21 protein-coding genes are annotated in these 23,896 nt (G+C 36.3%); 9 read left to right on the top strand and 12 right to left on the bottom strand.

From position 1 onward, the window contains the following. Nucleotides 1–42: 42 nt before the first annotated feature. The 7 genes from hpf to CGC52_RS02190 form a co-directional block, all read right to left on the bottom strand. Nucleotides 43–333 (bottom strand): ribosome hibernation-promoting factor, HPF/YfiA family, encoded by a 291-nt coding sequence (gene hpf / locus CGC52_RS02220; RefSeq protein WP_042008057.1) that lies wholly within the window; start codon nucleotides 331–333, stop codon nucleotides 43–45. A 37-nt stretch (nucleotides 334–370) separates the two neighbouring features. Further along, a complete protein-coding gene (locus tag CGC52_RS02215) occupies nucleotides 371–1,276 on the bottom strand; it encodes a tyrosine-type recombinase/integrase (RefSeq protein ID WP_042008055.1) in 906 nt (301 codons plus the stop codon). A gap of 70 nt (nucleotides 1,277–1,346) precedes the next feature. Next, nucleotides 1,347–3,047 carry a gamma-glutamyltransferase gene (ggt, locus tag CGC52_RS02210; protein ID WP_095893320.1) on the bottom strand — a complete coding sequence of 567 codons (1,701 nt, stop codon included), beginning with the start codon at nucleotides 3,045–3,047 and terminating at the stop codon, nucleotides 1,347–1,349. 5 nt (nucleotides 3,048–3,052) lie between these two features. Beyond that, on the bottom strand, nucleotides 3,053–4,057 hold the full coding sequence (locus CGC52_RS02205) for a M28 family metallopeptidase (RefSeq protein WP_095893319.1): 1,005 nt from the start codon (nucleotides 4,055–4,057) through the stop codon (nucleotides 3,053–3,055). Nucleotides 4,058–4,168: 111 nt separating this feature from the next. Further along, nucleotides 4,169–5,116 carry a methionyl-tRNA formyltransferase gene (gene fmt, locus CGC52_RS02200; protein WP_095893318.1) on the bottom strand — a complete coding sequence of 316 codons (948 nt, stop codon included), beginning with the start codon at nucleotides 5,114–5,116 and terminating at the stop codon, nucleotides 4,169–4,171. Between the two features lie 164 nt (nucleotides 5,117–5,280). After that, the gene (gene dapA / locus CGC52_RS02195) at nucleotides 5,281–6,150 is read right to left on the bottom strand and encodes a 4-hydroxy-tetrahydrodipicolinate synthase (protein WP_095893317.1); all 870 of its coding nucleotides are present in this window, start codon (nucleotides 6,148–6,150) and stop codon (nucleotides 5,281–5,283) included. Nucleotides 6,151–6,157: 7 nt separating this feature from the next. After that, nucleotides 6,158–6,673, bottom strand: coding sequence for a hypothetical protein (locus CGC52_RS02190; protein ID WP_231549978.1), 516 nt, complete (start codon nucleotides 6,671–6,673; stop codon nucleotides 6,158–6,160). 49 nt (nucleotides 6,674–6,722) lie between these two features. Between CGC52_RS02190 and CGC52_RS02185 the strand changes: the two genes are divergently transcribed. Further along, complete coding sequence (locus CGC52_RS02185) at nucleotides 6,723–7,526, top strand: 5'-nucleotidase C-terminal domain-containing protein (protein WP_232751830.1); 804 nt, start codon at nucleotides 6,723–6,725, stop codon at nucleotides 7,524–7,526. 36 nt (nucleotides 7,527–7,562) lie between these two features. Here the strand turns inward: CGC52_RS02185 and CGC52_RS02180 are convergent, their stop codons facing one another. The 5 genes from CGC52_RS02180 to CGC52_RS02160 are packed head-to-tail and all read right to left on the bottom strand — an operon-like array spanning nucleotide 7,563 to nucleotide 13,040. Continuing rightward, nucleotides 7,563–8,177 (bottom strand): YigZ family protein, encoded by a 615-nt coding sequence (locus CGC52_RS02180; RefSeq protein ID WP_095893316.1) that lies wholly within the window; start codon nucleotides 8,175–8,177, stop codon nucleotides 7,563–7,565. Continuing rightward, nucleotides 8,174–9,223 (bottom strand): bifunctional diaminohydroxyphosphoribosylaminopyrimidine deaminase/5-amino-6-(5-phosphoribosylamino)uracil reductase RibD, encoded by a 1,050-nt coding sequence (ribD, locus tag CGC52_RS02175; RefSeq protein WP_042343016.1) that lies wholly within the window; start codon nucleotides 9,221–9,223, stop codon nucleotides 8,174–8,176. Before ribD ends, CGC52_RS02180 begins: the two co-directional genes overlap by 4 nt. A gap of 16 nt (nucleotides 9,224–9,239) precedes the next feature. Next, complete coding sequence (gene radA, locus CGC52_RS02170) at nucleotides 9,240–10,598, bottom strand: DNA repair protein RadA (RefSeq protein ID WP_095893315.1); 1,359 nt, start codon at nucleotides 10,596–10,598, stop codon at nucleotides 9,240–9,242. Further along, nucleotides 10,595–11,719 (bottom strand): alpha/beta hydrolase, encoded by a 1,125-nt coding sequence (locus CGC52_RS02165; protein WP_042008037.1) that lies wholly within the window; start codon nucleotides 11,717–11,719, stop codon nucleotides 10,595–10,597. Before CGC52_RS02165 ends, radA begins: the two co-directional genes overlap by 4 nt. A gap of 22 nt (nucleotides 11,720–11,741) precedes the next feature. Next, nucleotides 11,742–13,040, bottom strand: coding sequence for a hydroxymethylglutaryl-CoA reductase, degradative (locus CGC52_RS02160; RefSeq protein WP_095893314.1), 1,299 nt, complete (start codon nucleotides 13,038–13,040; stop codon nucleotides 11,742–11,744). A gap of 172 nt (nucleotides 13,041–13,212) precedes the next feature. Here CGC52_RS02160 and CGC52_RS02155 point away from each other — a divergent pair, with 172 nt between their 5' ends. From CGC52_RS02155 to CGC52_RS02120, 8 genes are all read left to right on the top strand, one after another. After that, entirely contained in the window at nucleotides 13,213–13,917 is a 705-nt protein-coding gene (locus CGC52_RS02155) for a phosphoadenylyl-sulfate reductase (RefSeq protein ID WP_095893313.1), read from the top strand. A 241-nt stretch (nucleotides 13,918–14,158) separates the two neighbouring features. After that, nucleotides 14,159–15,052, top strand: a complete 894-nt coding sequence (cysD, locus tag CGC52_RS02150; RefSeq protein ID WP_013996864.1) for a sulfate adenylyltransferase subunit CysD — start codon at nucleotides 14,159–14,161, stop codon at nucleotides 15,050–15,052. A gap of 206 nt (nucleotides 15,053–15,258) precedes the next feature. Next, nucleotides 15,259–16,314: an acyl-CoA reductase gene (locus tag CGC52_RS02145; protein ID WP_095893312.1), complete on the top strand. Its 1,056-nt coding sequence runs from the start codon at nucleotides 15,259–15,261 to the stop codon at nucleotides 16,312–16,314. A 6-nt stretch (nucleotides 16,315–16,320) separates the two neighbouring features. Beyond that, nucleotides 16,321–17,382, top strand: coding sequence for a 3-phosphoserine/phosphohydroxythreonine transaminase (gene serC, locus CGC52_RS02140; RefSeq protein WP_095893311.1), 1,062 nt, complete (start codon nucleotides 16,321–16,323; stop codon nucleotides 17,380–17,382). Nucleotides 17,383–17,540: 158 nt separating this feature from the next. After that, nucleotides 17,541–17,921, top strand: coding sequence for a helix-turn-helix domain-containing protein (locus tag CGC52_RS02135; protein ID WP_042008106.1), 381 nt, complete (start codon nucleotides 17,541–17,543; stop codon nucleotides 17,919–17,921). A gap of 80 nt (nucleotides 17,922–18,001) precedes the next feature. Next, nucleotides 18,002–20,296, top strand: a complete 2,295-nt coding sequence (locus CGC52_RS02130) for a GH92 family glycosyl hydrolase (protein WP_095893310.1) — start codon at nucleotides 18,002–18,004, stop codon at nucleotides 20,294–20,296. 104 nt (nucleotides 20,297–20,400) lie between these two features. Continuing rightward, nucleotides 20,401–21,090 carry a GLPGLI family protein gene (locus CGC52_RS02125; RefSeq protein ID WP_095893309.1) on the top strand — a complete coding sequence of 230 codons (690 nt, stop codon included), beginning with the start codon at nucleotides 20,401–20,403 and terminating at the stop codon, nucleotides 21,088–21,090. A gap of 14 nt (nucleotides 21,091–21,104) precedes the next feature. Continuing rightward, the gene (locus tag CGC52_RS02120) at nucleotides 21,105–23,762 is read left to right on the top strand and encodes a carboxypeptidase-like regulatory domain-containing protein (RefSeq protein WP_095893308.1); all 2,658 of its coding nucleotides are present in this window, start codon (nucleotides 21,105–21,107) and stop codon (nucleotides 23,760–23,762) included. Nucleotides 23,763–23,896 lie beyond the last annotated feature (134 nt).

Here is a 23,896-nt window from a genome sequence, read left to right as displayed (position 1 = left end):
AATAATACTAATTTGAAAATTAGAGAAAAAATTTTGTCATATTTAACGTTTTTCTTTGTATTTTAACAACATTCGCTCCAAGGGAACTACAGATGCATCTACTCCTTCCTCAAAAGACTTAAATTGTTTCTTTACGACCAAACTTTCACCCGGAACATGAACCTTAATTTCTACAATTTTATTTTCTTTAGCGCTTGTGTTTTCTAATTTTAGATGGACATCTGCTTCGATTATTTTATCATAGAAGAGGTCTAACTTATCTAACTTTTTTTGGATAAAATCAACCAATTTTTGGTCAATAGTAAAATCTACTGGATGTACGTGTACTTTCATAACTTTAATTTTATAAAAGGTTAAACAACTTTTTTATTTATTCATTTTTTATTGCTCGAGGATGAGCTCCGTTGTACTGCTTTTTCAATTCTGCTAAACTACTATTAGTATAAACTTGGGTACTCGCCAAACTGGAATGTCCTAACAGCTCTTTAACAGTGTTCAAATCGGCTCCTCCGTCCAATAAATGACTTGCAAATGAGTGCCTCAATACATGAGGGCTTACGTTTTTCTTTGTTGTTATTGTGCTAAAGTACGAATTAATTATGCGATAAACAAGTGTTTCGTAAATTTTTTTTCCATTTTTTAGTAAAAATAAATAATTTTCACTTTCTGAATTTGCAACTTCTTGTCGTACAAATAGATATTCTTTCAATGATTTTTCTAACTCAGGAAGCATTGGTATGAGGCGCTCTTTGTTGCGTTTTCCTAATACTTTTAGTTGATGCGAACCAAAATCAATGTCTTTCAATTGCAAATTGATTAATTCGAAACGACGTATGCCCGTGCTGTAAAGCGTTTCTATAATGGCATGATTTCGAATAGCCTCAAAACAATTTTTGTCTTCACATAGCGACAGTACTTTTTTTACTTCATCTTCAGAAAAGGGAAGTTTTATGTTTTTTTCTGTCTTCAACGAGGGAATTCCTTTTTCAAAAGGGCTTACTTCAATTTGACTTGATTTTTTCAGAAAAGAAAAGTAAGTTCTCAAGGCAGCCAATTTCCGATTGACGGTTTTAAAAGTGATGTTTTGCTCAGTTAAATGGATAATCCATTTTTTTAAGTCTTCTTGTTGGGCATTTTCGATATTTTGGTTTTCTTTAGGATTTAGTTCGTTTAGAAATTTTTCAAATGATATCAGGTCATGTTTGTACGCTTCCACAGTGTTTGTGGAATAATTTCGCTCTATGGTAAGATAGTTTATGAAAGCACTGACAGACATTGTTTTATAGTTATGTAGTGATATATATAATATTATTATAGAAAGAGTGAATACATTGTTGATTTTTAGGTTAGAAACCGATTGCCCTATCGTCCCCTCGAGGATCAGCTCCGCCCTCTAATTCTCCATTCGGATGTACTAAAATGGCATCTACTTTACCTATTATAATGTTATCTTCTTCCTTGATAAGATACCCTTTACCCATAAGTTCTTCGACTGTTTTTCGATCAAATCCTTTAGGTTCTAACTTTACTTCATCGGGTAACCATTGGTGATGAAAACGTGGTTGATTTACAGCTTCTTGCATCGTCATTCCAAATTCAATTACGTTCAGAATATTCTGTAGGACAGAGGTAATAATGGTTGATCCACCTGGAGTACCGATGACCATTTTGAGTTTTCCGTTATGTTCCACAATGGTAGGGGTCATAGAACTTAGCATACGTTTGTTAGGAGCTATTGCATTAGCTTCTGAACCGACTAATCCGTAAACATTAGGGACGCCTGGTTTGATACTGAAATCATCCATTTCATTGTTAAGGAAAAAACCTGCTCCCTTAACATATACTTTGGAGCCGTAATTCGTGTTTAGTGTTGTTGTTACAGCTACGGCATTTCCATAAGAATCTACAATGGAATAATGAGTGGTTTCTTCACTTTCGTAAGATGATAATTTTCCATGACTTATTTCCGATGAACGACTGGCTTTATCCCATGAAAAATCTGACATTCTGTATGTTAGGTAATTTGGATTGAGTAGGCTATCTAATGAAACTCGTACGAAATCTATATCTCCCAGATAGTAGGCTCTATCGGCATAAGCACGGCGTTCGGCTTCGGTTAAAAGTTGGATGTATTCTGTTTGATTGTGAGGATAATTACCAATATCATAAGGTTCTATCATTTTCAATATTTGAGCTAAACAGATTCCTCCACTCGAAGGTAAGGTCATGGAGATGATGTTAAAATCTTTGTATTGAAACGAAATTGGGGTTCGCCACTGAGCTTTGTAGTTTGCCAAATCATCATGGGTGATAATGCCCCCCAATTCCTGTACGTAATCCACTATCCGTTTGGCAGTTTCTCCTTTGTAAAACTCATCTCGTCCATTGTCACGAATCCGTTCTAAAGTCTTTGCCAAATCTTCGTATTTGACTACTTGACCTGCCGTCCATCCATTGTCAAAAGGGGTAGGGTAGTTGTTAGCTTTTTTGATTAGTTCTATATTTTTGTTCATGTATCCATTGGCTTGTAATTCGGTAATAACTACTCCATTACGAGCTAAATCAATAGCAGGTTGTACTAATTCAGCAAAAGGTAATGAACCTAATTTTTGATGAACTTCAAAAAGTCCGTCAATAGTTCCAGGGATGCCTATTGCCAACGCACCAAGTGTGCTTTTGTGTTCAATAACCTCTCCTTTGCTATCCAAATACATATCTTTAGTTGCACCCGCAGGAGCTTTTTCACGATAATCCAGCGCTCCTGTTTTCCCATCAGCTAAGCGGTAAACCATAAATCCGCCTCCGCCAATGTTTCCTGCATTGGGATATGCCACAGCCAAAGCTAGTTCCACAGCTATCATTGCATCGAACGCATTGCCTCCTTTTTGCATTATGGCTACTCCTATTTTTGAAGCCTCTTCCTTGGCGCTTACGACCATTGCATTTTTAGCCAGTAAACCATAGACTTTCTCTTTTTCAGTAATTTGAGGTGAATTGCATTGCAAAAAAAGAAGTAATAAACTTAAAAGAAAGACCGATTTTTTCATCTTTGTTAATATTTATCGTTGGCTAATTTCCACATTATCAAATAAGAAGCACGTGTGATTTCTATGATTTTATCCCAATTTAAGCGATCGGCATGGTCAGTAGGTTTGTGATAATCTGGATGTCCATCGGTATGAAACCATACAATTGGGATTTTATACTTAGCAAATGAACCATTATCACTTCCACCGACAGGATTATCCCAAGCTCGGTAATCAGGTTCTAAATCAAGTTTGTAGCTTTTTAAATCTTGTTTTAACCATGTTTCAAAAATAGGGAATGAAGCCGTATAGAAATACACCACATGTTTTGGTTCGGCAGGACGATTATTACGCCCAATCATGTCATAATTCAAATAGGACTTTATATTATCTCTAAAAGAGCATTTGTCGATGAAATATTGTGAACCAAGAAGCCCTCGCTCCTCACCATCCCAAAAAGCGAAAATAATGGTTCGCTCAGGTTTTTCTCCCGATTCTTTGAAAGCCTTTGCCAATTGCAGTACGGCTGACACTCCCGAAGCATTGTCGTCTGCACCGTTATATATATTGTCACCAAATAAATTTGCATCCATTCCCAAATGGTCGTAATGAGCACCCACGATAACGTACTCATTTTCCTTTTTACCTCGAATCATTCCTAAAACATTAGCCATTTCCAAACGAACGTGGAAAGTTTTCTGTAAACGTGTGATTATCGAGTCAGTAACCGTGTATCGTTTCGGTTCACGAGCCGAGTTTTCAGGTCGGTAAGCAGTAAAGTGTTGTAGATAGTTATTTGAAGATAATAAGGGTTCTATGCCGTATTGTTTGAGTTGAGCGACGATGTATTCTCGAGCAATTCGTCCCCCTCGAAACCCTGATTCGCGACCTTCTAAAAGGTCATTTGCTAAAAACTCAATATGAGCTTCAGCGTTTTTGCGGTCAATGGCTTGAAATCCTTTTTGTATTGGTTTTTGGGCATTGACATTCAATGCGATAATCAATGTAAAAAATAAAGCAATGTATTTCATAGTTTTTGGTAATTAAGATTTGTCATTATTTATATCTGAAAACTTATTGCGATTCATTGTGTATATTTTATGTTTTAGAAAGTGTGATAGATTTATATAAGTCAATATAAATCAATGAAATATAGCCTCTTCGTTGAAAGAAAATCCGTTAAGTAAATCAGAGGCTTTCATTCGTTTTTTTCCGGGTATTTGGAGTTCAAGCACATTAATATATCCTTTTTTTACGGCTATATGAATTTCTTTCTTCTCGGTGGTAACTTTTCCAAACGGAAGGTCGTGAGCCTTTTCCATAAAAATGGCATCATAGATTTTGATGTTCATTTCTATTTCGTTTTGACGTAAGAGCGTCCAAGCTGTTGGATACGGGCTCATTCCTCGGATGAGTCTTTCTATGGCGATTCCTTCGGTTTGCCAGTTAATTTTACAAGTTTCTTTGAAAATTTTTGGAGCTTCAGTAAAAGTTTCATTCATAGGTTGTTGCTTCGGGAGGCAGTTTCCTTTTTGTATAGCATCGACCGTTTTTAATACCAAAGCAGCTCCCTGTACCATCAGTTTATCGTGTAATGAACCTGCGGTTTCTCGGTCTGATATGGGAGTTTCTGTTTGCATGATTATAGCCCCTGTATCAATCTTTTCATCAATAAAAAAGGTAGTCACCCCCGTTTTTTGTTCTCCGTTGATGATTGCCCAGTTGATAGGAGCTGAACCTCTGTAATGAGGTAATAATGAAGCATGTAAATTAAACGTTCCGCATTTTGGAAGTTGCCAAACTACCTTCGGAAGCATCCGAAAAGCAACCACTATTTGCAAATCGGGCTCCAAATCTTTGAGTGATTTTATGAAATTCTCATTTTTCAAATTTGTCGGTTGTAAAACCGGAATTTGTTGACTTTCTGCATATATTTTTACGGGAGATGCGTGTAATTTTTGTCCACGACCAGCAGGTTTGTCAGCAATGGTGACAACACCTACGACATTGTATTGATTTTCAACTAACTGTTTTAAAGTCTCCAGAGCAAAGTCTGGCGTACCCATAAATACGATTCTTAAATTTTTCATGTTTTGATATTAAAAGAAGAACTATTAGGAGGTTGTGTCAAAAAACTGTTTTCATCTCCCTATAAGTTCATAATGAGAGCATTATGAAATTTTTTCTCTCGGATAAGTTTATCAGTTATGGCAAATGTAGCTTATTGTTTGTTAAGTAGATATAATCTATAAAATTACTGTAAAGAAGCCTGAATTTCAGCCTTTAAACTATCAGAAGCCTCAACTAAAGGTAAGCGAACATGAGGTTTACACAATCCCTTAGATGCTAAATAGGCCTTTATACCTGCAGGATTTCCTTCTTTGAATGTTAAATGTATTTTTTCAATTAGTTTGTACTGCAACTCATTGGCTTTTTGAATGTTACCCGTTCTTCCGAAGCGAACCATATCTGAAAATTCCTTTGGAAATGCAATAGCTACCACCGAAATTACTCCGCTTCCTCCCATGTACACCGATGGTAACGTAGTCATGTCATCTCCGGATAGGAAAGTAAAATTGGTAAGTTTTTCGCGTAATATTTTCATACATAGCACTAAATCGCCTGAGGCTTCTTTCACAGCTACGATATTTTTAAACTCTTTTGCTAAACGAACAGTAACCTCCCCCGACATTGAGACACCTGTGCGTCCTGGAACATTATAGAGAATCAATGGAAGTGGAGCATTTTTTGCAATTTCAGCAAAGTGAGCGTACAGTCCATTCTGTGAGGGTTTGTTGTAATATGGCGTAACAGACAAAATAGCTACAAAATCGGAGAGGTCAGTTTCCTTTATTTGTTGTATAACCTCTTGGGTGTTATTTCCTCCGATACCAATTACCAAAGGAACTCGTTTTTTATTTGCCTCAATGATTGTTTTGCATACCAATTTTTTCTCTTCTTTGGTTAAAGTAGGAGCTTCACTGGTAGTTCCTAATGCCACGATGAACTCTACACCTCCATCAATTACATAGTCCACAATGTTAGCTAATGCTTCAGTATCTACTTTATTATCGGCTGTAAATGGAGTAATTAGAGCCACTCCTGTTCCTTTTAGTTGTTCCATGTCTGTTTTATTTTAATATCGTTTCCAAAACTTTTTTAGTCTCTTCAATGAAGATATTTTCCTCTTCAAGTTTACAATTGATGATGATGTCATTGTAAGTCATATCAATACCTTGAAAACCAATTCGTAATTTTGCTTTGATAGATGACGAAAGCAATAACAGTGCGAGTTTAGGTTCATTGAAATAGTTTATCAGTACATCATACTCCTGCTCAGCAAGTCTGTCAGCATGATAGTTACGTATTTTCCCTTGCCAATTAATTTCTCTGTCCGTTAAAAAAGGAACTCCATTAGCATGGGTTTCGTCCGATTTTCGTTTATATCCTAAAAAAATATAATTTTCAGGGCGTACTCCATAGAATTTTGTCAATTGTAAAAGAGGATCGATGTCCTTAATCACATCCATATCAATGAGGCATCCTATTTTCACGATTCCATTGTCAAACCTTGAAGAAAAGGATTTTAGCTCTTCTATGTTTCGTTGGATGCGTTTTTTTACGTAATATGTTTTTAGAAATTCCAAAATTATTTTATCTTTACGGTCTGAATGCAAATATAAAAAATAAAATATTATGAAAATATCATTTATGAAAAACTTATTCCAATATCAACGACTTTTTTTTGTTGGTTTTGCAACATTTTGTTTTTTATCGTCATGTGGTGATAAAAAACAGCAACTCACACACATTGAAGCAAAAAGCATTGAAATTGATAACCAAATTTCAGAAGATACTGAAATAGATAGTTTTATAAGTCCTTTTCGTAAACATATCCAAAAGGAAATGGCTGTTAAATTAGCTTATAACTTAGTTGCATTGGAGAAAGGAAAGGAAGAAAACGAAGCTAATGCGGCGATTGCTAATTTTATGGCAGATGTTTCGTATGAAATGTTAAATCCAACCTATTTTAAAAGAACAGGCAAAAATATTGATTTTGTTCTTTTGAACTGGGGAGGTATTCGTTCCGATTTGCCTCAAGGGGAAGTTACCATTGGAACAGCTTATAGGTTGATGCCTTTTGAAAATAAGTTCGTGTGTTTGGAAATAAAAGGTAATAAGGTGCTTGAAATTGCAGAATATCTGCATAAAGGCAAACGACCACATCCTATTTCAAAGCAAGTGAATTTGAAAATGACTGATAAAGGCGACGTTAAGTTGTTTACCATCAATGGAAAGCCTCTTGATTTGAACGCTACTTACATTGTTGCTACATCAGACTATCTGATGCATATGGGTGATGGGATGCTTTTTTTTCAAGATCCGGTGAGCGTTTACGAAACGGATTATGCAATCCGTAACGTACTTATTGACTATTTCACCAAAGTAGATACGCTTCATTTCACAAAAGACAATCGAGTAGAGCGAATTAAAGAATAGGGAAGAAGAGGAGATAAGAAATGTTGAATTTTAAAATCATTTTCCTTCATTTTCAATAACTTGAACGCCATAAATGCTTTCAAAAATTGCTTTAATGTGATCCCATTCGCTGTCGCGTACTTCTATGAAAAGTCTGCAATCTAATCCAAGTTTTTGGTCAATTACTTCCAGATTTTTTTCTTTGACCACACGCATCACTTTGTTTATGTCTTTGTAATCAAAGACAATTTGAAGGGTTTGGGTCACGATTTTTTCGATGATTTCAGCTTCTTGTAAGGTCAATTGGGCTGATGTTTTGTAAGCCTGTACCAAGCCACCAACTCCCAATTTAATACCACCAAAGTAGCGTACCACAATGATGAGTACGTTGGTAAGGTCAAAGGATTGTATTTGTCCATAGATAGGAATCCCAGCTGAGTTGTTGGGTTCACCGTCATCATTCGCTCGGTAGTGCTGTTGCGCTCCGTGTCCCAATTGCCATGCGTAGCACCAGTGTCGAGCAGAATGGTGTAGTTTCTTTACGGCTTCCAAATGACGCTTGACATCTTCTTCCGTTTGTATGGGAAAGGCATACCCTAAAAATTTACTACTTTTTTCCTTAAAAATTACTTCTTCTACAGGAGAAGCAATAGTTTTAAACACATCATTCATTGTTGTGAATTTTTGTAAATAAACAAGTGATCTTCTCCAAAGAGCATTGTTTTTTGCAGTGAAGCATCTTTCAACGCAGGAGCTTTGATACCATTTTTGAAAGTCGATTTTCCAATAAAAACAAAGGCTTCATCCCATAGTTTTGCATCTATAAACTGCTGCAGAACATTTCTACCACCCTCTACGATAAGACTTTGTATGCCTTTTTTGTAAAGTATTCTGCAAATTTGTTCAGCAATATTCTCCGAAAAACAGATATTTTCAAAAAACGTATTCTTAAATTTAGCGTTTTCTCTTTTTTCTGTAATGAAAATGGTGTCGGTTGATTCGTCCCAAACAGAAAATTTTTTGGGTGTTTTTAGTTCTCGGTCAATAATCACTCTAAGAGGATTTTTACCTTGCCAATGGCGAGTGTCTAGTTTTGGATTGTCGTGAAGAACAGTATTTGTTCCTACTAAAATAGCTTCCTCTTTACTGCGAATTTTGTGTGTGTATTGTCTTGAAAATAAGTTAGTTATCCAATGAGGGTTTACTTCCTTTTTTTGCTCAGGTGCAATGAACTTGTTAGAAGTTTCGGCCCATTTTAAAAAGATGTATGGGCGTTTTTTCTGATGGAAAGTGAAAAAACGTTTGTTAAGTTCTTGACATTCATCTTCTAAAACCCCTACAATTACTTCACAACCGGCTTCTTTCAGTTTTTTTATGCCATTACCACACACTTTAGCGAAGGGGTCAGTTGTTCCGATGACCACTTTGGGAATCCCGTGTTTAATAATAAGATCAGCACACGGAGGGGTTTTTCCAAAATGGCTACAAGGTTCCAAACTTACAAAAATGGTACTTTTTGAAAGTAGGTTCTTATTTTTGACTGAATCAATAGCATTTACTTCAGCGTGTGGTTTACCAGCTTTTTGATGCCATCCTTCACCTAGGATGCTATCTTCAAAAACAACGACACTCCCTACCATTGGATTGGGGTAGGTAGCTCCTAATCCATTGTTAGCTAGTTGGATACATCGTTTCATGTACTTTTCGTAGTAGGTCATTTTTATTCTATGATTTTTATCCGAATAATTCTTGGATTGTATCTTCTATTTTGGCTACTTTTACGATGTTGATAGCCGTATTTTTCAAAGCCACTTTGCTATATTTTGATACAAAAATGGTGGTGAAACCTAATTTTTCCGCTTCGGTAATGCGTTGCTCCACACGCTGTACAGGTCGTATTTCCCCACCTAAGCCTACCTCTCCAGCAAAACAAATGTTTTTTTCAATAGCAATGTCTTCGTTGGAGGATAGAATCGCCATGGCTACTCCCAAGTCAGTAGCAGGGTCGTCAATATTAATCCCTCCAGTGATATTTAAAAACACGTCCTTAGCTCCCAATCGGAAACCAGCTCGTTTTTCTAGTACAGCCAGTAACATATTGAGGCGTTTAGCATTGAATCCTGTAGCACTTCGCTGTGGTGTTCCATAAACAGCAGTACTTACAAGTGCTTGAATTTCAATCATCAGCGGACGCATTCCTTCCAAAGTGGCCGCAATTGCTGTTCCGCTAATTGTTTCATCGGTTTTGGAAATCAAAATTTCAGAAGGGTTATTAACCTCCCGCAATCCGTTGCTCAACATTTCGTAAATTCCAAGTTCAGAGGTAGAACCAAAGCGGTTTTTCAGTGATCGCAGTATACGGTAAACATGATTTCGGTCGCCTTCAAATTGTAATACGGTGTCGACCATGTGTTCCAAAATTTTAGGACCTGCAATTTGCCCATCTTTGGTGATATGCCCGATAAGGATAACAGGTGTATGTGTAGTTTTTGCAAATTTTATCAACTCGGAAGCACATTCTCTGACTTGTGAGACACTCCCTGCCGAAGCCTCAATATAATCCGATTGCAAGGTTTGTATGGAGTCAATAATAACAATTTCAGGTTGTAACTCTTTGATTTGTTGGAATATATTCTGTGTTTTTGTTTCTGTGAGTATAAAACAATTATCCAATTTATGTACAATGCGATCGGCTCGCATTTTGATCTGTCTTTCGCTTTCTTCTCCCGAAACATAAAGCGTTTTGTAAGGCAGATTTAAGGCGGTTTGCAGTAGAAGTGTACTTTTTCCGATGCCAGGTTCGCCGCCCAATAAAGTTACGGATCCGGGAACAATGCCACCGCCCAGTACGTTGTTCAGTTCGTTATTATTGCTGTTGAGCCGAGTTTCTTCTTGCGTACTTATTTCAGAAATGGGAACATATTTAGGTGCTTTTTTGGATTTCGGAGTATCGTCCTGCCATGCTTTTTTTGCTTCTTTTTGGATGATTTCTTCAACAATAGTGTTCCACTGTTTACAAGCATAACACTGCCCCTGCCATTTGCTGTACTGAGTACCACAATTCTGACAAAAGTATGATGTTTTTATTTTCATTTTCTTAGCTTTACGATACGTTGGTCGATAATGTCCTTTTTTATGAAATCAATAGGAAGTTCAGTATATGCTTTTTGATAGGCACGTAATGCTCTCTTGTTATCCCCAGTATGCTCGTAGTATTCTCCTAAGAAGAAATTTGGCATAGCGGTTTTCTCATATCCATTATCTTTCACATAATCAGATAGTTTTATTAATGAATCCCAGTCTTCTTTTTCTATAATTACATCATAAGTTGCCATAATATCATTCAAAACAGGTGTTTTTTTGAACCCTAATTCCGATTCTATTTTTTTGTACTTATCCTCTAAATAGTAAAAAATATCTTCAGATAAAGGTTGTAAGTTTTCCTTGAACTCTTTAGCATCAATTGGTTTATAGGAGCTGAAAATCAGGTCGAAAGCTCTTGGTATTCCTGATAAAGCTACTGAGTGTAATGAAGTTTTTGGAAAATCGTCGAAAAATAATTTTACATCTTCAGTTGTTAGGTTATTAACAATTTGGCTATTCAAACTTTTTGTGTTAGTGTAGGCTGTTTCATGATCGTAGTTTGTTGTAGCAATGTAGTAGAAAACAGTTCTTTTAACAGCGTTGAGTTTATCCGAAATGGTTTCCGAAATAGCCGGTAATGTCTTGGGATTTAGACTGATAACGACGTTAAATAAAGGTTCTTTTCCTAAAAAGAAATAATTACTTACATAAGCACCTTCATCCTTGGCAATAATTCCTTTGAAGTTATTTACGCTATATTTTCCATGAATATAAGGAATGAGTTCTCCGCCCATAAAATCCAAAAAATTAGCTGATTGGCGAGTCAGTTCCCCGTTTTTTCCAGTTTTTACGTCCTCAAGAGTGTTGTAAACTCCAACGATGATGCATTTAGGCATATTTTCAAAATACTCATAGTAACGAGCGTTTGCAAGTACAGGCTCCATCAAAGAACCGGCGTTTAGCACTACTAATAGTGGATAAGCCTCTTTATCAGAATATTTTTCAGGTAGATAAATGGCTAATTTTCGTTTTTCACCCAATTTTCGTGACGAAAATTCTTCTGAAATAATTTGAGCATAGGCAGTTCCTAAAAAGAGAAATAGAAAGCCAAGAGAGAAGATTTTTTTCATATGTATTTACGTGTGTATAATATCATTTTGTTTGTTCAAAAATACGAACTACTTCGCTGTGTGTAACCGTTTTATCTTTGAAGTATTCGGTGATTTGTTCTTTTTGTCTGTCACTTGCTCCCAATTGGTTTAAAATGTTCATTAGATGCATCTTCATATGTCCTTTCTGAATTCCCAAAGTAATCAAAGAACTTACAGCAGCAAAATTTTGAGCCAAGCCAACGGTGGCTACAATTTGCATTAGTTCAGAGGCAGAGGGTTTTTCTAAAATTTGTAAGGCTGTTTTTACCAAAGGATGTAAGTTTGTTAGTCCACCTACTGTGCCCAAAGCCAACGGTACTTCGATTTCGAAATGAAAAATTTCATCTTTGATATGCGCTTTTGTCAAACTTTGGTATTTTCCTGAACGAGCGGCATAGGCATGAACTCCTGCCTCCACAGCCCTGAAATCATTCCCTGTGGCTAAAATGACAGCATCCATTCCGTTCATGATACCCTTGTTATGCGTAGTTGCTCGTCGTACTTCGGAATTAGCTATCGCGATGGCTCGTACAAATTTCTCAGCAAATTCCTTACCGCTCAATCCTGCAACAGCCAAATTTTCCACAGGCGAGGATGTACTTACTTTTACCAAACATTCGGGTACATAATTCGATAAAATTGACATTACGATTTCGTATTTCCCATCAATTTCAGGATGTTTTAAAGCTTCTTGACGAAATGTTTCTGCAAATTGTTCTAAGCACGAATTGATGAAATTTGCACCCATAGCATCCAGCGTTTCAAAGGAAGCAAACAATTGGTAGTAATTGGCTAATTCTGAGGTTTTATCCACCAAGCGAAGTGTTGAAATGCCTCCTCCTCTTTTTTCCATATTAGAGGTAATGTGTTTTGCATCAGTAAGCATTTTTGAGTGTATTTTCTCAAAAAAACACTCTAAATCAGCTTTTTTACCATAAAACATGAGATGTACTTGTCCATTTTTTTCTGTGGAAATGACTTCGGCTTTAAATCCTCCACGTGTTTCCCAGTATTTTGCAGCTCTACTTGCAGCCGCTACAATAGAGCTTTCTTCAATTGCCATTGGAACGGTGTAAGTTTTTCCATTGATAACAAAATTTGGGGCTACGGCAAACGGTAGGTAGAAATTCGTTACCGTATTCTCAATAAATTCATCGTGTAATTTTTGGAGAGTTTCATCGGCGTTGTGGTATTTTTTAAAATTAGAGAAAGCATCCTTATCATCAGGGAAATAAGTGTCGCAAAGCCATTGTATTTTTTGCTGTTTAGTCAGTTTGGAAAATCCTGAAATGTTTTTCATCGTTGTTTTAATTGTTAAATAAGCATAGGGTACAAAGATATGAATTTTTTTGTGTTTAAAATCAACATCTCACCAACATATTTTGAATGTTATTCAGATACAGTCTGTATAAGAAAATCATGTTTTTATTTTGGTAATAAATGTGTACTTTTGCTTCCGTTATACTATGTTTATGAAAGAACAAATAGATTTATATCTGAAAGAAATTGCTGATAAAAGCGAGATAGAAACCCTGCGTTATTTTGCTGGACAATTTCCTAATCAGGTCGTTTTCTCGACGAGTTTTGGTATGGAAGATCAAGTCATTACCGATTTGATACTCAAAAACGGCATACCTATCAATATTTTTACTCTTGACACAGGGCGTATGTTTGCAGAAACGTATGCCACTTGGGACAAAACAGCGATGGCTTACGACACAAAGATAACTCCTTATTATCCAAAAGCAGAATTTATTGAGAACTATGTAAAAACAAATGGTATAAACGCTTTTTATGAATCTGCTGAACTTCGAAAAGAATGCTGTTACATTCGCAAGGTGGAACCCTTAAAACGAGCATTAACAGGAAATAAAGTATGGATTACAGGGCTGAGGGCTGAACAATCTTCAAATCGAGAGCAAATGCCTATGGTTGAATGGGATGAAGGCAACCAGATTATCAAATTCCACCCAATTTTGCATTGGAAAACTACCGAAGTTTTGGATTTTTTAAGAGCTAACGGAGTGCCATACAATCCATTACACGATAGAGGTTTTATAAGCATAGGTTGCCAGCCTTGTACACGAGCTGTTAAGGACGGAGAAGACTTTCGTGCAGGTAGATGGTGGTGGGAGGACAAAAGTAAAAAAGAGTGTGGGTTGCATTCTACAAAGTAAAAGGATGGCATCACAATACCTTTTTTTACAACCTCTTGTTTCTATGAAAAATGTAATGAAAAATGTATATTTGCAAAATATTTCAATTTGAAGTATGCGAATATGCTAACTAATCTCGAAATAGGTATTTTGATTTTTTTTTGGCTCGTATTCACCTGATGGAAGCATAAAAATTAATAATGTGTTTGTTTCCTGAGTTTGGTAAATTAAAAAAATAACAAATAATATTGAACATTTAGATATGGATTATTTAGAACAATTGGAGGCAGAAGCCATACATATATTCCGCGAGGTTGGTGGTCAGTTCGAGAAACCAGCGTTGCTTTTCAGTGGTGGGAAAGACTCCATCGTGTTGGTACACTTGGCTTTGAAGGCGTTTCGTCCGTGTAAGTTTCCGTTTCCGCTTGTGCATATCGATACGGGGCATAATTTCCAAGAAGCGTTGGATTTTCGCGATAATTTAGTGAAGAAACTCGGTGAGCGACTCATCGTCCGCAAGGTAGAAGACACCATTAAAGCAAAGGGCTTGACCGAACCTAAAGGAAAGTTTGCAAGTCGTAATGCCTTACAATCTTATACTTTGTTGGATACCATCGAAGAATTTGAGTTTGATGCTTGTATCGGTGGAGCAAGACGCGATGAGGAGAAAGCTCGTGCCAAGGAACGAATTTTTTCCGTGCGTGACGACTTTGGCGGTTGGGACCCGAAATTACAACGCCCCGAACTTTGGCACACCTATAACGGGAAAATACATAAAGGCGAAAACGTGCGTGTGTTTCCTATTAGCAATTGGACGGAGTTGGACGTTTGGAACTACATTCGTCGTGAAAAAATAGAGCTACCGAGTGTGTATTTCTCGCACGAACGCGAAGTAATTGACCACAACGGACAGCTGATTGCTGTTTCGCCATATATTCAGATTGACGAAAATGACGTGATAGTAAAACGCAAAGTACGTTACCGAACCGTTGGGGATATGACCTGTACGGCAGCGGTAGAGTCTGAAGCCTATCAGATTGATGATATTATCAACGAAATTACCGCCACCCGAACCAGTGAGCGAGGAGAAACCCGAATTGACGACCGCATCTCCGAAGCTGCAATGGAAGACAGAAAAAAAAGCGGATATTTTTAAGATAAAATCAGAAAGTTGTATTCTTAAAAAAATATATCGCAGAGATAAAAGAATTATTCTTTTTACATAAATTAAAACATTTCATTCAAAAAGGAAAAATTAAGTATTAAGAAAAAAAGCGTGTATATTTTAAAAATATTAAATTCTTTTACTTTTATAGAGTAAATGTAATAAAAATGTCCGAAAAGGAATGTTAAAACCACTTTATGAAAAATAAAATAGATAGTTTTGTTGTTTTAGGGCAGTTTTTGGAGCAGTTTTCGGTTTTTCCGTATGTAAAAAACGTTTCTTTGCCTCAAAATGAAGTCTTTTTTGATGGTTTTGTTGGGGTTTTAGGATTGGCTGAGCAACAAAACGGTTGGTTTACTTCTGAAAATTTGCGTTTTGCTTGTAAATCTTGGGCGGAAGCGTTGCAACGGAACAATATAGAACGTTGGCTATCAAACTACACCTTTGATGGAATTACTCCTAAAGATATAGCCATCATTATGGCGGGAAACATTCCTTTGGTGGGGTTTCATGATTTTTTATGTGTACTAATTTCAGGACATCGTGCTGTGGTCAAACTATCTTCGGATGACGAAGTGCTACTTCCTTTTTTAGCGAATTACCTTCAATATATAGAACCGAGTTGGCAGGGAAAATTTGAGTTCACAAACGAACGAATGACCCACTTTGATGCTGTCATTGCTACAGGAAGTGATAATTCTGCTCGATATTTTGAGTATTATTTCGGAAATAAGCCTCATATTATTCGAAAAAATAGAAATTCGATAGCTGTTTTAACAGGAAAAGAGACTCAGGAGCAGCTTTTTCAGTTAGGAAAGGATATTTTTACGTATTTTGGATTGGGCTGTAGAAGTGTTTCTAAGATTTTTATTCCTGAAAATTATGATTTAGATATCTTTTTCAAGGCAATTTTCCCTTATAGTGACATCATCAATGGGCAGAAATATGCTAACAATTATGACTATAACAAGGCTGTTTATTTGATGAGTTTGTACAAGCTTCGTGAAAACGGCTTTTTGATTTTGAAAGAAGATGAGCGATATGCTTCTCCTATAGCAACACTTTTTTACGAATACTATACCGATATTAACAATTTGAAAAATAAATTGCTAACCGACTTTGATAAAATTCAATGTGTTGTCTCAGATGGATTTTCGCACAATGAAATTCATTTTGGAGAAACCCAACAACCAGCATTGTGGGATTATGCTGATGGAGTGGACACGGTTGCATTTTTAACGAATATACCATAGAAACGAATGAAAAAACATAATTTTAGTGCTGGGCCTTCTATCTTGCCTCAAACTGTTTTTGAAAAGGCTTCACAAGCAGTAATTGATTTCGAAAATACGGGACTCTCTATCTTAGAGATTTCCCACCGAAGTTCTGAATTTCTGAATGTTATTGAACGAGCCAGAGCTTTGGCTTTGGAATTGGCCGGATTGGATGATTCGTATGAAGCGTTGTTTTTGCACGGAGGAGCGAGTACTCAATTTTTGTCAGTTCCGTATAATTTGTTAGAAAATAAAGCTGCTTATATTGACACAGGAACGTGGGCAAATAAAGCTTTAAAAGAAGCTCAATTGTTTGGAAAAGTAGAGGTTATTGCTTCCTCTAAAGATACTGGTTATCGACATATTCCAAAGGAGTATTCAATTCCTAAAGATATTGATTATTTACATATTACAACGAATAATACCATTTACGGGACGCAGTACCACAGTTTGCCTACAACGGAAGTCCCCTTAGTGGCAGACGCAAGTTCGGATATTTTTTCAAGAACAATGGATTACTCAAAGTTCAGTGTCATTTACGCTGGTTCTCAGAAAAATATAGGTCCATCAGGTAGTACACTTGTGTTAATCAAGAAAGACGTTTTAGGCAAAGTATCTCGAAAAATTCCGTCAATTTTGAGTTATGAAAATCAAATTGGAAATGAGAGTATGTTCAATACCCCAACTACGTTCTCAATATACGTGAATTTGTTGGTTTTGGAATGGATTCAGGCAAAGGGTGGACTACAAGGAATGGAAAAAATGAATCAAGTTAAGGCTGAATTGATTTATAATGAGATAGATAGAAATCCTTTGGTGTTAGGGTACGCTAATACAGAGGATCGTTCTTTGATGAATGTTGTGTTTAATTTGAAAGATACATCTGCAGAAATATTATTTGATGCACTTTGTGAAGAAGCAGGAATTAGCGGGATTAAAGGACACCGAAGTGTGGGAGGTTATCGAGCATCTATCTACAACGCAATGCCTTTAGAGAGTGTACAACTGTTAGTGGAAGTCCTCCAGTTACTTGAAAGAAAAAGCTGAAGGTAAAGGATTAGATTAACTTTATCATCTCTCTCTATATAGTATCATTAATCCTTAGTCCTATCAGCTTTTCGAGGGTGCAAAAATAAATATTTTTTTGGAATGCCCAAAAATGTTTTTATATTTGTATGTTTAAAACGTATAATAATATGCAAAATATGTATAAAATAGGGGTAAACATTCGTAAAGTAAGAGAACTACGGGGGTATTCACAAGAATATGTGGCAAATAAACTAAATATCAGTCAAGCGTCCTATGCACGAATGGAAAGTGAAGATACTAAGATTACAGTGGATAGGTTATTTCAGATAGCCAAAATTTTAGAAACAAATGTGAGTGATTTCTTTGATAACAGCGGAATAAACATTCATTCACAGGTCTATAACGGTGAAGCCTACTGCAATGGATATATACAAAATTTGGTTGTAGAAAATAAAGATACGGTTAATAAATTAATTGAACTATATAAAGCACAGCTACAGGATAAAGATAATCAAATTCAGTATTTAAAAAGTCTTTTGGCTCAATTTACCCCCTGAAATATTGCTATTTTTTTGACAGTTTTCGAGCCAAAAGAAGTCAAAAAATATATCAACCGACCTAAAAAATATATAAATCTATGAAAATCAGACTTTTATTTTTGTTATCTTCTTTTTTTCTCTATGGATGTCACCACCAAGAGAAACCTATTTTGGAGGAGCAGACTCCACTGATTGACTATGTGAATCCTTTGATGGGAACAGATTCAAAGTTCGAGCTTTCCAATGGAAATACGTATCCAGCCATAGCTTTACCTTGGGGAATGAATTTTTGGACACCTCAAACCAATAAAATGGGCGATGGATGGACGTATCAGTATCAAGCCAACAAAATTCGAGGATTTAAACAAACCCATCAACCCAGTCCATGGATCAACGATTATGGAGCTTTTGCTTTGATGCCTGTGGTGGGCGATTTGAAAATTGAAGAAAGTGAACGAGCATCTTGGTTTTCCCATAAAGCAGAGATAGTTAAACCGCATTACTATAAGGTATATCTGGCTGATTATGATACTACTGTTGAAATAGCTCCAACCGAAAGAGCAGCTCAATTTAAGTTTACATTTCCAGAATCGCAGAAGGCTTACATACTTTTGGATGCTTATTTCAAAGGCTCGATGGTAAAAATTATTCCTGAAAAACGGAAAATTATAGGTTATGCTCGGAATCATAACGGAGGTGTTCCTGATAATTTCCATAATTACTTTGTAGCAGAGTTTGATACTGATTTTGAGAATGTTAGTACTTGGGGCGATCAATGGAGATTGTTGGAAAACAATACTGAAAGTGAAGGAAATCACGTTGGAGCAATTGTGAAGTTTGCTACCAAACGGGGGCAAGAAGTGCGAGTGAAAGTAGCGTCATCGTTTATCAGTTGGGAACAAGCTGAGCGTAATTTGAACGCTGAAATAGGCAACGATTCGTTCGAACAAACCAAAAATAAGGCTCTGAACCGTTGGGAAGAAGAACTTGCTAAGATACGTGTCAAAGATAGCAATATTGATAATATACGAACATTCTATTCATGCCTCTATCGTGTGTTACTTTTTCCCCGAACGTTCTATGAATTGGACGAAAAAGGCGAAATTGTACATTACAGTCCCTACAACGGAAAGATCGAGAAGGGTTATATGTTCACTGACAATGGTTTTTGGGATACATTTCGAGCTGTTTTTCCGTTCTTTAATCTGATGTATCCAGAGATGAATCAGAAATTTATGAAGGGATTGGTAAATACCTATTTAGAGTCAGGTTGGTTACCCGAATGGGCGAGTCCGGGGCATCGTGATTGCATGATTGGGTCAAATTCAGCTCCTATCATAGCTGATGCTTTTCTAAAAGGAAATATTTCCAATGAAGATGCCGAAATTTTGCTTGAAGCCATGTTGAAAAACGCTACTCAAAACGAAGGACGACCTGTCAAATCCGTGGGGCGTGAGGGTGTTGATTTCTATAATAAATTAGGATATGTTCCTTACAATGTGGGTATTAATGAAAATGTAGCTCGTACTTTGGAGTATGCCTATGCTGATTTTACCATTTACCAAATGGCTAAAGCGATGGGTAAAAACGACATCGCTCAGACTTACAAACAAAAATCGTTGAATTATCGCCATATGTTTGACAAAGAAAGCGGTTGGATGCGAGGTAAAAATGAAGATGGGACATTTCAATCACCTTTCAATCCACTGAAATGGGGTGATGCTTTCACTGAGGGTAATAGTTTGCACTACACTTGGTCAGTTTTCCATGACATTCAAGGATTAGCAAATTTGATGGGTGGAGATGTTGCCTTTGAGAAAAAATTAGATAAGGTTTTTGAAATGCCACCTCTGTTCGATCACTCGTATTATGGATTTACTATTCACGAAATCAGAGAGATGCAGATTATGGATATGGGCAATTATGCACATGGTAACCAACCGATTCAACATATGATTTATTTGTACAACTACGTTGGTAAGCCTCATAAAACCCAAGAGAAAATTCGTGAGGTAATGACCAAACTTTATGCTCCTACCCCCGATGGATATTGCGGAGATGAGGATAATGGACAAACATCCGCTTGGTATGTGTTCAGTGCGTTAGGATTCTATCCTGTGACTCCTGCCACTGATGAGTATATTATCGGAAGTCCAATTTTTGAGAAAGTAACAGTACAACTTCCAAATGATAAAAAGCTCATTATCAATGGTGTTAAAAACTCTTTGGAAAACAAATATATTGACCATGTCGTATTAAATGGAAAAACTTGGGATAAACCTTACATTCCTTTTGAGTTTTTCAAATCCAATGGACGTATTGATTTCCATATGACCCATATGCCGTCAGATAGTGGTATTGCAGGAGAAAAACCGTATTCAATTAGCAAGTGAAAATTGATAATTATTTTGAAAATTAGGTACTTTTATGATGAGATATCTATTTTAAAAATCATGTGAATATCTAAAAAGAAAGGAATCGCAAAAAAAAATAAATTATGAACCGAAATCTATTATCTCTGTTGTTTTTTATCATAAGTCTTTCCGCTTTTTCTCAGAATTACCAAGTGATTTATAAAACGGAAGTCAATATCGATAATCTCAAAAACATCAAAGACCCTATAATCAAAAATAATGTTGAGAGCAAATTAAAAGCAAAACGAAGCCACAGATTTCAGCTATTAGTTGCAGGGGACAAAGCGGTGTATTCATTTTATGAGCAAATGCTCCCTGAAGGAATACAACTTCCTAAGGTCGAAAGATTCTATTACAAAGGAAATCAGGTTGTTGCAGAAAGAGAAGGCGTATTTGTGAAATATGATTTGAATCATCATCAATGGACAATTACCGATGATTCGGTTACTATAAATGGTTATGTGTGTTATCGTGCTTTTACCAAACGGCCTCACCTGATAGAAGCCTTGGGAGATGAGGAACAGGAAATGGAAGCGTGGTTTTGTCCCGATTTTCCTGTCAAATACGGCCCTGAAGATTTTTTTGGACTTCCGGGGTTGGTACTTCTTGCGGGAACGAAGGGAGCGACAAGCAGTTTGGTAGTCGAGAAAATCATACCCCTAAAATCTGCTCCCCAATTGAAATTCCCAAAAATAGATAAAACGCTTACTCCTGAAGAATATAAAGTCTTTGTAAATAAAGAAGTTAATGAGTTTCTTGAAAAATTGAAATAAACTTCCCTTTTTGAATGCGTTTATTTTTCTTTCTGCTTATATTGTGTTATTTTTCAGGTTATTCCCAAGAAAGCTTGTTTGAAGGAACGGTCAGAGATAGCCTTGCTCCGTTGGAAAATGCAAACTTGTTGGCACGTCCTGCCCAAAAAGGAGGTCGAATATTGTTTGCTACGACCGACAAACAGGGGAGGTACAAATTCAACTTGCTTCGTGATGTCGAATATGTGATTTCAGTGTCCTATTTGGGATATACTCCTCAAAATATTACGACTACGGCAACGAGCGAACGTTCGGAACATCATTTTGTACTCAAAAGTACAGGAATTGAACTTACCGAAGTAGTCATTTCTGTTGAGAGGCTTCCTATCACTGTTAAAAAAGATACGACCGTTTATAAAGTTGATGCTTTTGTGTTGGGTAACGAACGCAAAATGAAGGAAGTACTGGAAAAACTCCCAGGTGTGGAGGTGGACGATGATGGCATAATCAAGGTACAGGGCAAACAAGTAACTCAAATGTTAGTAGAGGGACGTTCCTTTTTCGGAGGGAGTTCAAAATTGGCTGTTGAAAACATTCCTGCCGATGCGTTGGACAAAATTGAAGTAATTGACAATTTTAACGAGGTCAGTTTTTTGAAAAATGTATCAAGTTCTAATGAGTTGGCAATGAATGTTTTACTGAAAGAAGACAAAAAGAAATTCGTTTTTGGTGACCTCGAAGCTGGGGCGGGAAATGATAGTCACCACTTAGCACATACCGCCTTGTTCTATTACCATCCCGAATTGAATTTGAACCTTATAGGCGATGTTAACGATTTTGGAAAATCGGCGTTTTCTTTCCAAGATTTGATGCGTTTTCAAGGAGGACGCAGTCGTTTTACTAAGCAACGAGGGGTATCAGTAAATCTTTCTACGTACAGTAAAAATAACCAAAATATGTACCGCCACAATGCACGTTTTTTAGCGTTTAATTACGGGTATATGCCTACCTCCAAACTCTATCTGTCGGGGTTTAGTATTTTTTCAAAATTGCTAACTGATTACAAAAAAGATACTTCTATTGAGTATCTTACCAATCAGAAACCTCTTTTGGAATGGCAGCAGCTTACTAACGAGCAACAGAATCTGTTGGGAATGGGGAACATCAAGGTGGATTATTCTCCTTCGTCTGATGAAAAATGGTTTTATAATGCTCAGTTTGATGCTAATAATAATCACATCTCTAATGATTTAGTTTCCAAATCGTCTCTCAGAACCCGAAGTGTAAATTCATTGACCGATACTGATAATGTTTCGTTTAAGCAATATGTGGAATGGCATAAGGTTTATAACCCTAAGGAAACGACTACCTTTGTCATAAATCATAGTTATGATAAGATAACTATTGATAATCAATGGTTTGTGAATAAGTTGGCTTCCTTGCCGTCTTTATTGCCATTGCTAACCGACACGGAATATCATTTGTTACAAACCCAACAGACCAAAAAGTACCAAATAGATGCTATTTTTAAGCACTATTGGACGATTAATGATTTGAATCATTTATATACCAATATAGGTAGTAATTTGGAAATGAGTTCATTAGATGTTCGTGAAGGACAATTACTGACCAATGGAAATTTCAATGATTTTGCTTCGGAAGGTTTTGGAAATATGCATAACTATACTTTGGCAGATGCTTTTTTAGGGTTGGAATATCGGTTTAAAATTCGTAAATTAGTTTCAAAATTTTCTGCTTTTTTACGGTATTATACGCTTAAAAACAATCAATCAGTCAATAAAAGAACGTCTGATTTGTTGGCTTTTGAACCTGCTTTTGAAACTACCTATGAGTTTAGTAATTCAGAAGAAATTAAATTTCATTATGCCAAACGAAATATATTTCCTAAAGAAGAAATGCTATTAGAAAAATTTTCGTTACTTTCCTATAATGCCATTACGAAAGGAAATCCAATGTTGGATAATGAATTATTTCATTCATTTTCGTTGAATTATAGGCGAAACAGTTTTTTCAAACGAATCACATTATCAGCTCATTTGTCATTTAATAGAAAAACGAAAACCATAGGTAGTGAGTATATTTTTGAAGATATTAACCGTTTTTCGACTTGGTTTTTGACTCATAAACCTGAAACTTCGTGGAGTTTTATGACTACGCTGGAAAGAAAAATTTTAGGTATGCAGTGGGGACTGACTTACGCTGGTTCATGGAACGATTACGTACAGAAAATGAATCGTATCATCACAGAAAATCGTCGAGAGAATCATAGTGTAAAGGCTTATACAAGAGTTGTTTACAAGAAAATGAACCTGAATGTTTCTTATACAAAAAATTGGAATGCACATCGGGGAGTTTCTTCAACAAAACTCATATCCGATTATTGGCTTACTATTGGAAGTTACCGATTTACAAATGATTTTTCGACGGAATTGCAGTATGCTTATTTTAGAAATGAGCAACTTAATTCAAGTCAATTAGCCGATTTTCAATATTTAAATATATCGTTGGACTATCAGAGATCCAAAAGTCCGTGGGGGTTTCATTTGGCAGGAAATAACGTTTTGGGTACAAAGACTAAAATAAATAGCAGTATATCAAATTATTATGTGGTGATGCAAACTACCCACGTGATGCCTCGAACGATTGTTTTTTCAATTCGGTATAAGCTATAAATGATTTACAGAGAGATGGTTATATTGTTCTAAAAATTCGTAAAAGAATACAGTTTTTAGAAAACCACATGGAAACACAGATATACGATGTCTTTATGTGATTTTGGGTCGTGTTATAAAAAGTATGATGTAGT

The sequence above is a fragment of the Capnocytophaga sp. H2931 genome (assembly GCF_002302535.1).
Taxonomy (GTDB): Bacteria; Bacteroidota; Bacteroidia; order Flavobacteriales; family Flavobacteriaceae; genus Capnocytophaga; species Capnocytophaga canis.
Note: the sequence above shows the minus strand (reverse complement) of the source record. Positions and strands in the feature narration are given on the sequence as shown.

What these genes read in the sequence shown, in the direction of transcription:
- hpf (WP_042008057.1), bottom strand. Translation starts at nt 333, where the DNA reads ATGAAAGTACACGTACATCCAGTAGATTTTACTATTGACCAAAAATTG.
- CGC52_RS02215 (WP_042008055.1), bottom strand. Translation starts at nt 1,276, where the DNA reads ATGTCTGTCAGTGCTTTCATAAACTATCTTACCATAGAGCGAAATTAT.
- ggt (WP_095893320.1), bottom strand. Translation starts at nt 3,047, where the DNA reads ATGAAAAAATCGGTCTTTCTTTTAAGTTTATTACTTCTTTTTTTGCAA.
- CGC52_RS02205 (WP_095893319.1), bottom strand. Translation starts at nt 4,057, where the DNA reads ATGAAATACATTGCTTTATTTTTTACATTGATTATCGCATTGAATGTC.
- fmt (WP_095893318.1), bottom strand. Translation starts at nt 5,116, where the DNA reads ATGAAAAATTTAAGAATCGTATTTATGGGTACGCCAGACTTTGCTCTG.
- dapA (WP_095893317.1), bottom strand. Translation starts at nt 6,150, where the DNA reads ATGGAACAACTAAAAGGAACAGGAGTGGCTCTAATTACTCCATTTACA.
- CGC52_RS02185 (WP_232751830.1), top strand. Translation starts at nt 6,723, where the DNA reads ATGAAAATATCATTTATGAAAAACTTATTCCAATATCAACGACTTTTT.
- CGC52_RS02180 (WP_095893316.1), bottom strand. Translation starts at nt 8,177, where the DNA reads ATGAATGATGTGTTTAAAACTATTGCTTCTCCTGTAGAAGAAGTAATT.
- ribD (WP_042343016.1), bottom strand. Translation starts at nt 9,223, where the DNA reads ATGACCTACTACGAAAAGTACATGAAACGATGTATCCAACTAGCTAAC.
- radA (WP_095893315.1), bottom strand. Translation starts at nt 10,598, where the DNA reads ATGAAAATAAAAACATCATACTTTTGTCAGAATTGTGGTACTCAGTAC.
- CGC52_RS02165 (WP_042008037.1), bottom strand. Translation starts at nt 11,719, where the DNA reads ATGAAAAAAATCTTCTCTCTTGGCTTTCTATTTCTCTTTTTAGGAACT.
- CGC52_RS02160 (WP_095893314.1), bottom strand. Translation starts at nt 13,040, where the DNA reads ATGAAAAACATTTCAGGATTTTCCAAACTGACTAAACAGCAAAAAATA.
- CGC52_RS02155 (WP_095893313.1), top strand. Translation starts at nt 13,213, where the DNA reads ATGAAAGAACAAATAGATTTATATCTGAAAGAAATTGCTGATAAAAGC.
- cysD (WP_013996864.1), top strand. Translation starts at nt 14,159, where the DNA reads ATGGATTATTTAGAACAATTGGAGGCAGAAGCCATACATATATTCCGC.
- CGC52_RS02145 (WP_095893312.1), top strand. Translation starts at nt 15,259, where the DNA reads ATGAAAAATAAAATAGATAGTTTTGTTGTTTTAGGGCAGTTTTTGGAG.
- serC (WP_095893311.1), top strand. Translation starts at nt 16,321, where the DNA reads ATGAAAAAACATAATTTTAGTGCTGGGCCTTCTATCTTGCCTCAAACT.
- CGC52_RS02135 (WP_042008106.1), top strand. Translation starts at nt 17,541, where the DNA reads ATGTATAAAATAGGGGTAAACATTCGTAAAGTAAGAGAACTACGGGGG.
- CGC52_RS02130 (WP_095893310.1), top strand. Translation starts at nt 18,002, where the DNA reads ATGAAAATCAGACTTTTATTTTTGTTATCTTCTTTTTTTCTCTATGGA.
- CGC52_RS02125 (WP_095893309.1), top strand. Translation starts at nt 20,401, where the DNA reads ATGAACCGAAATCTATTATCTCTGTTGTTTTTTATCATAAGTCTTTCC.
- CGC52_RS02120 (WP_095893308.1), top strand. Translation starts at nt 21,105, where the DNA reads ATGCGTTTATTTTTCTTTCTGCTTATATTGTGTTATTTTTCAGGTTAT.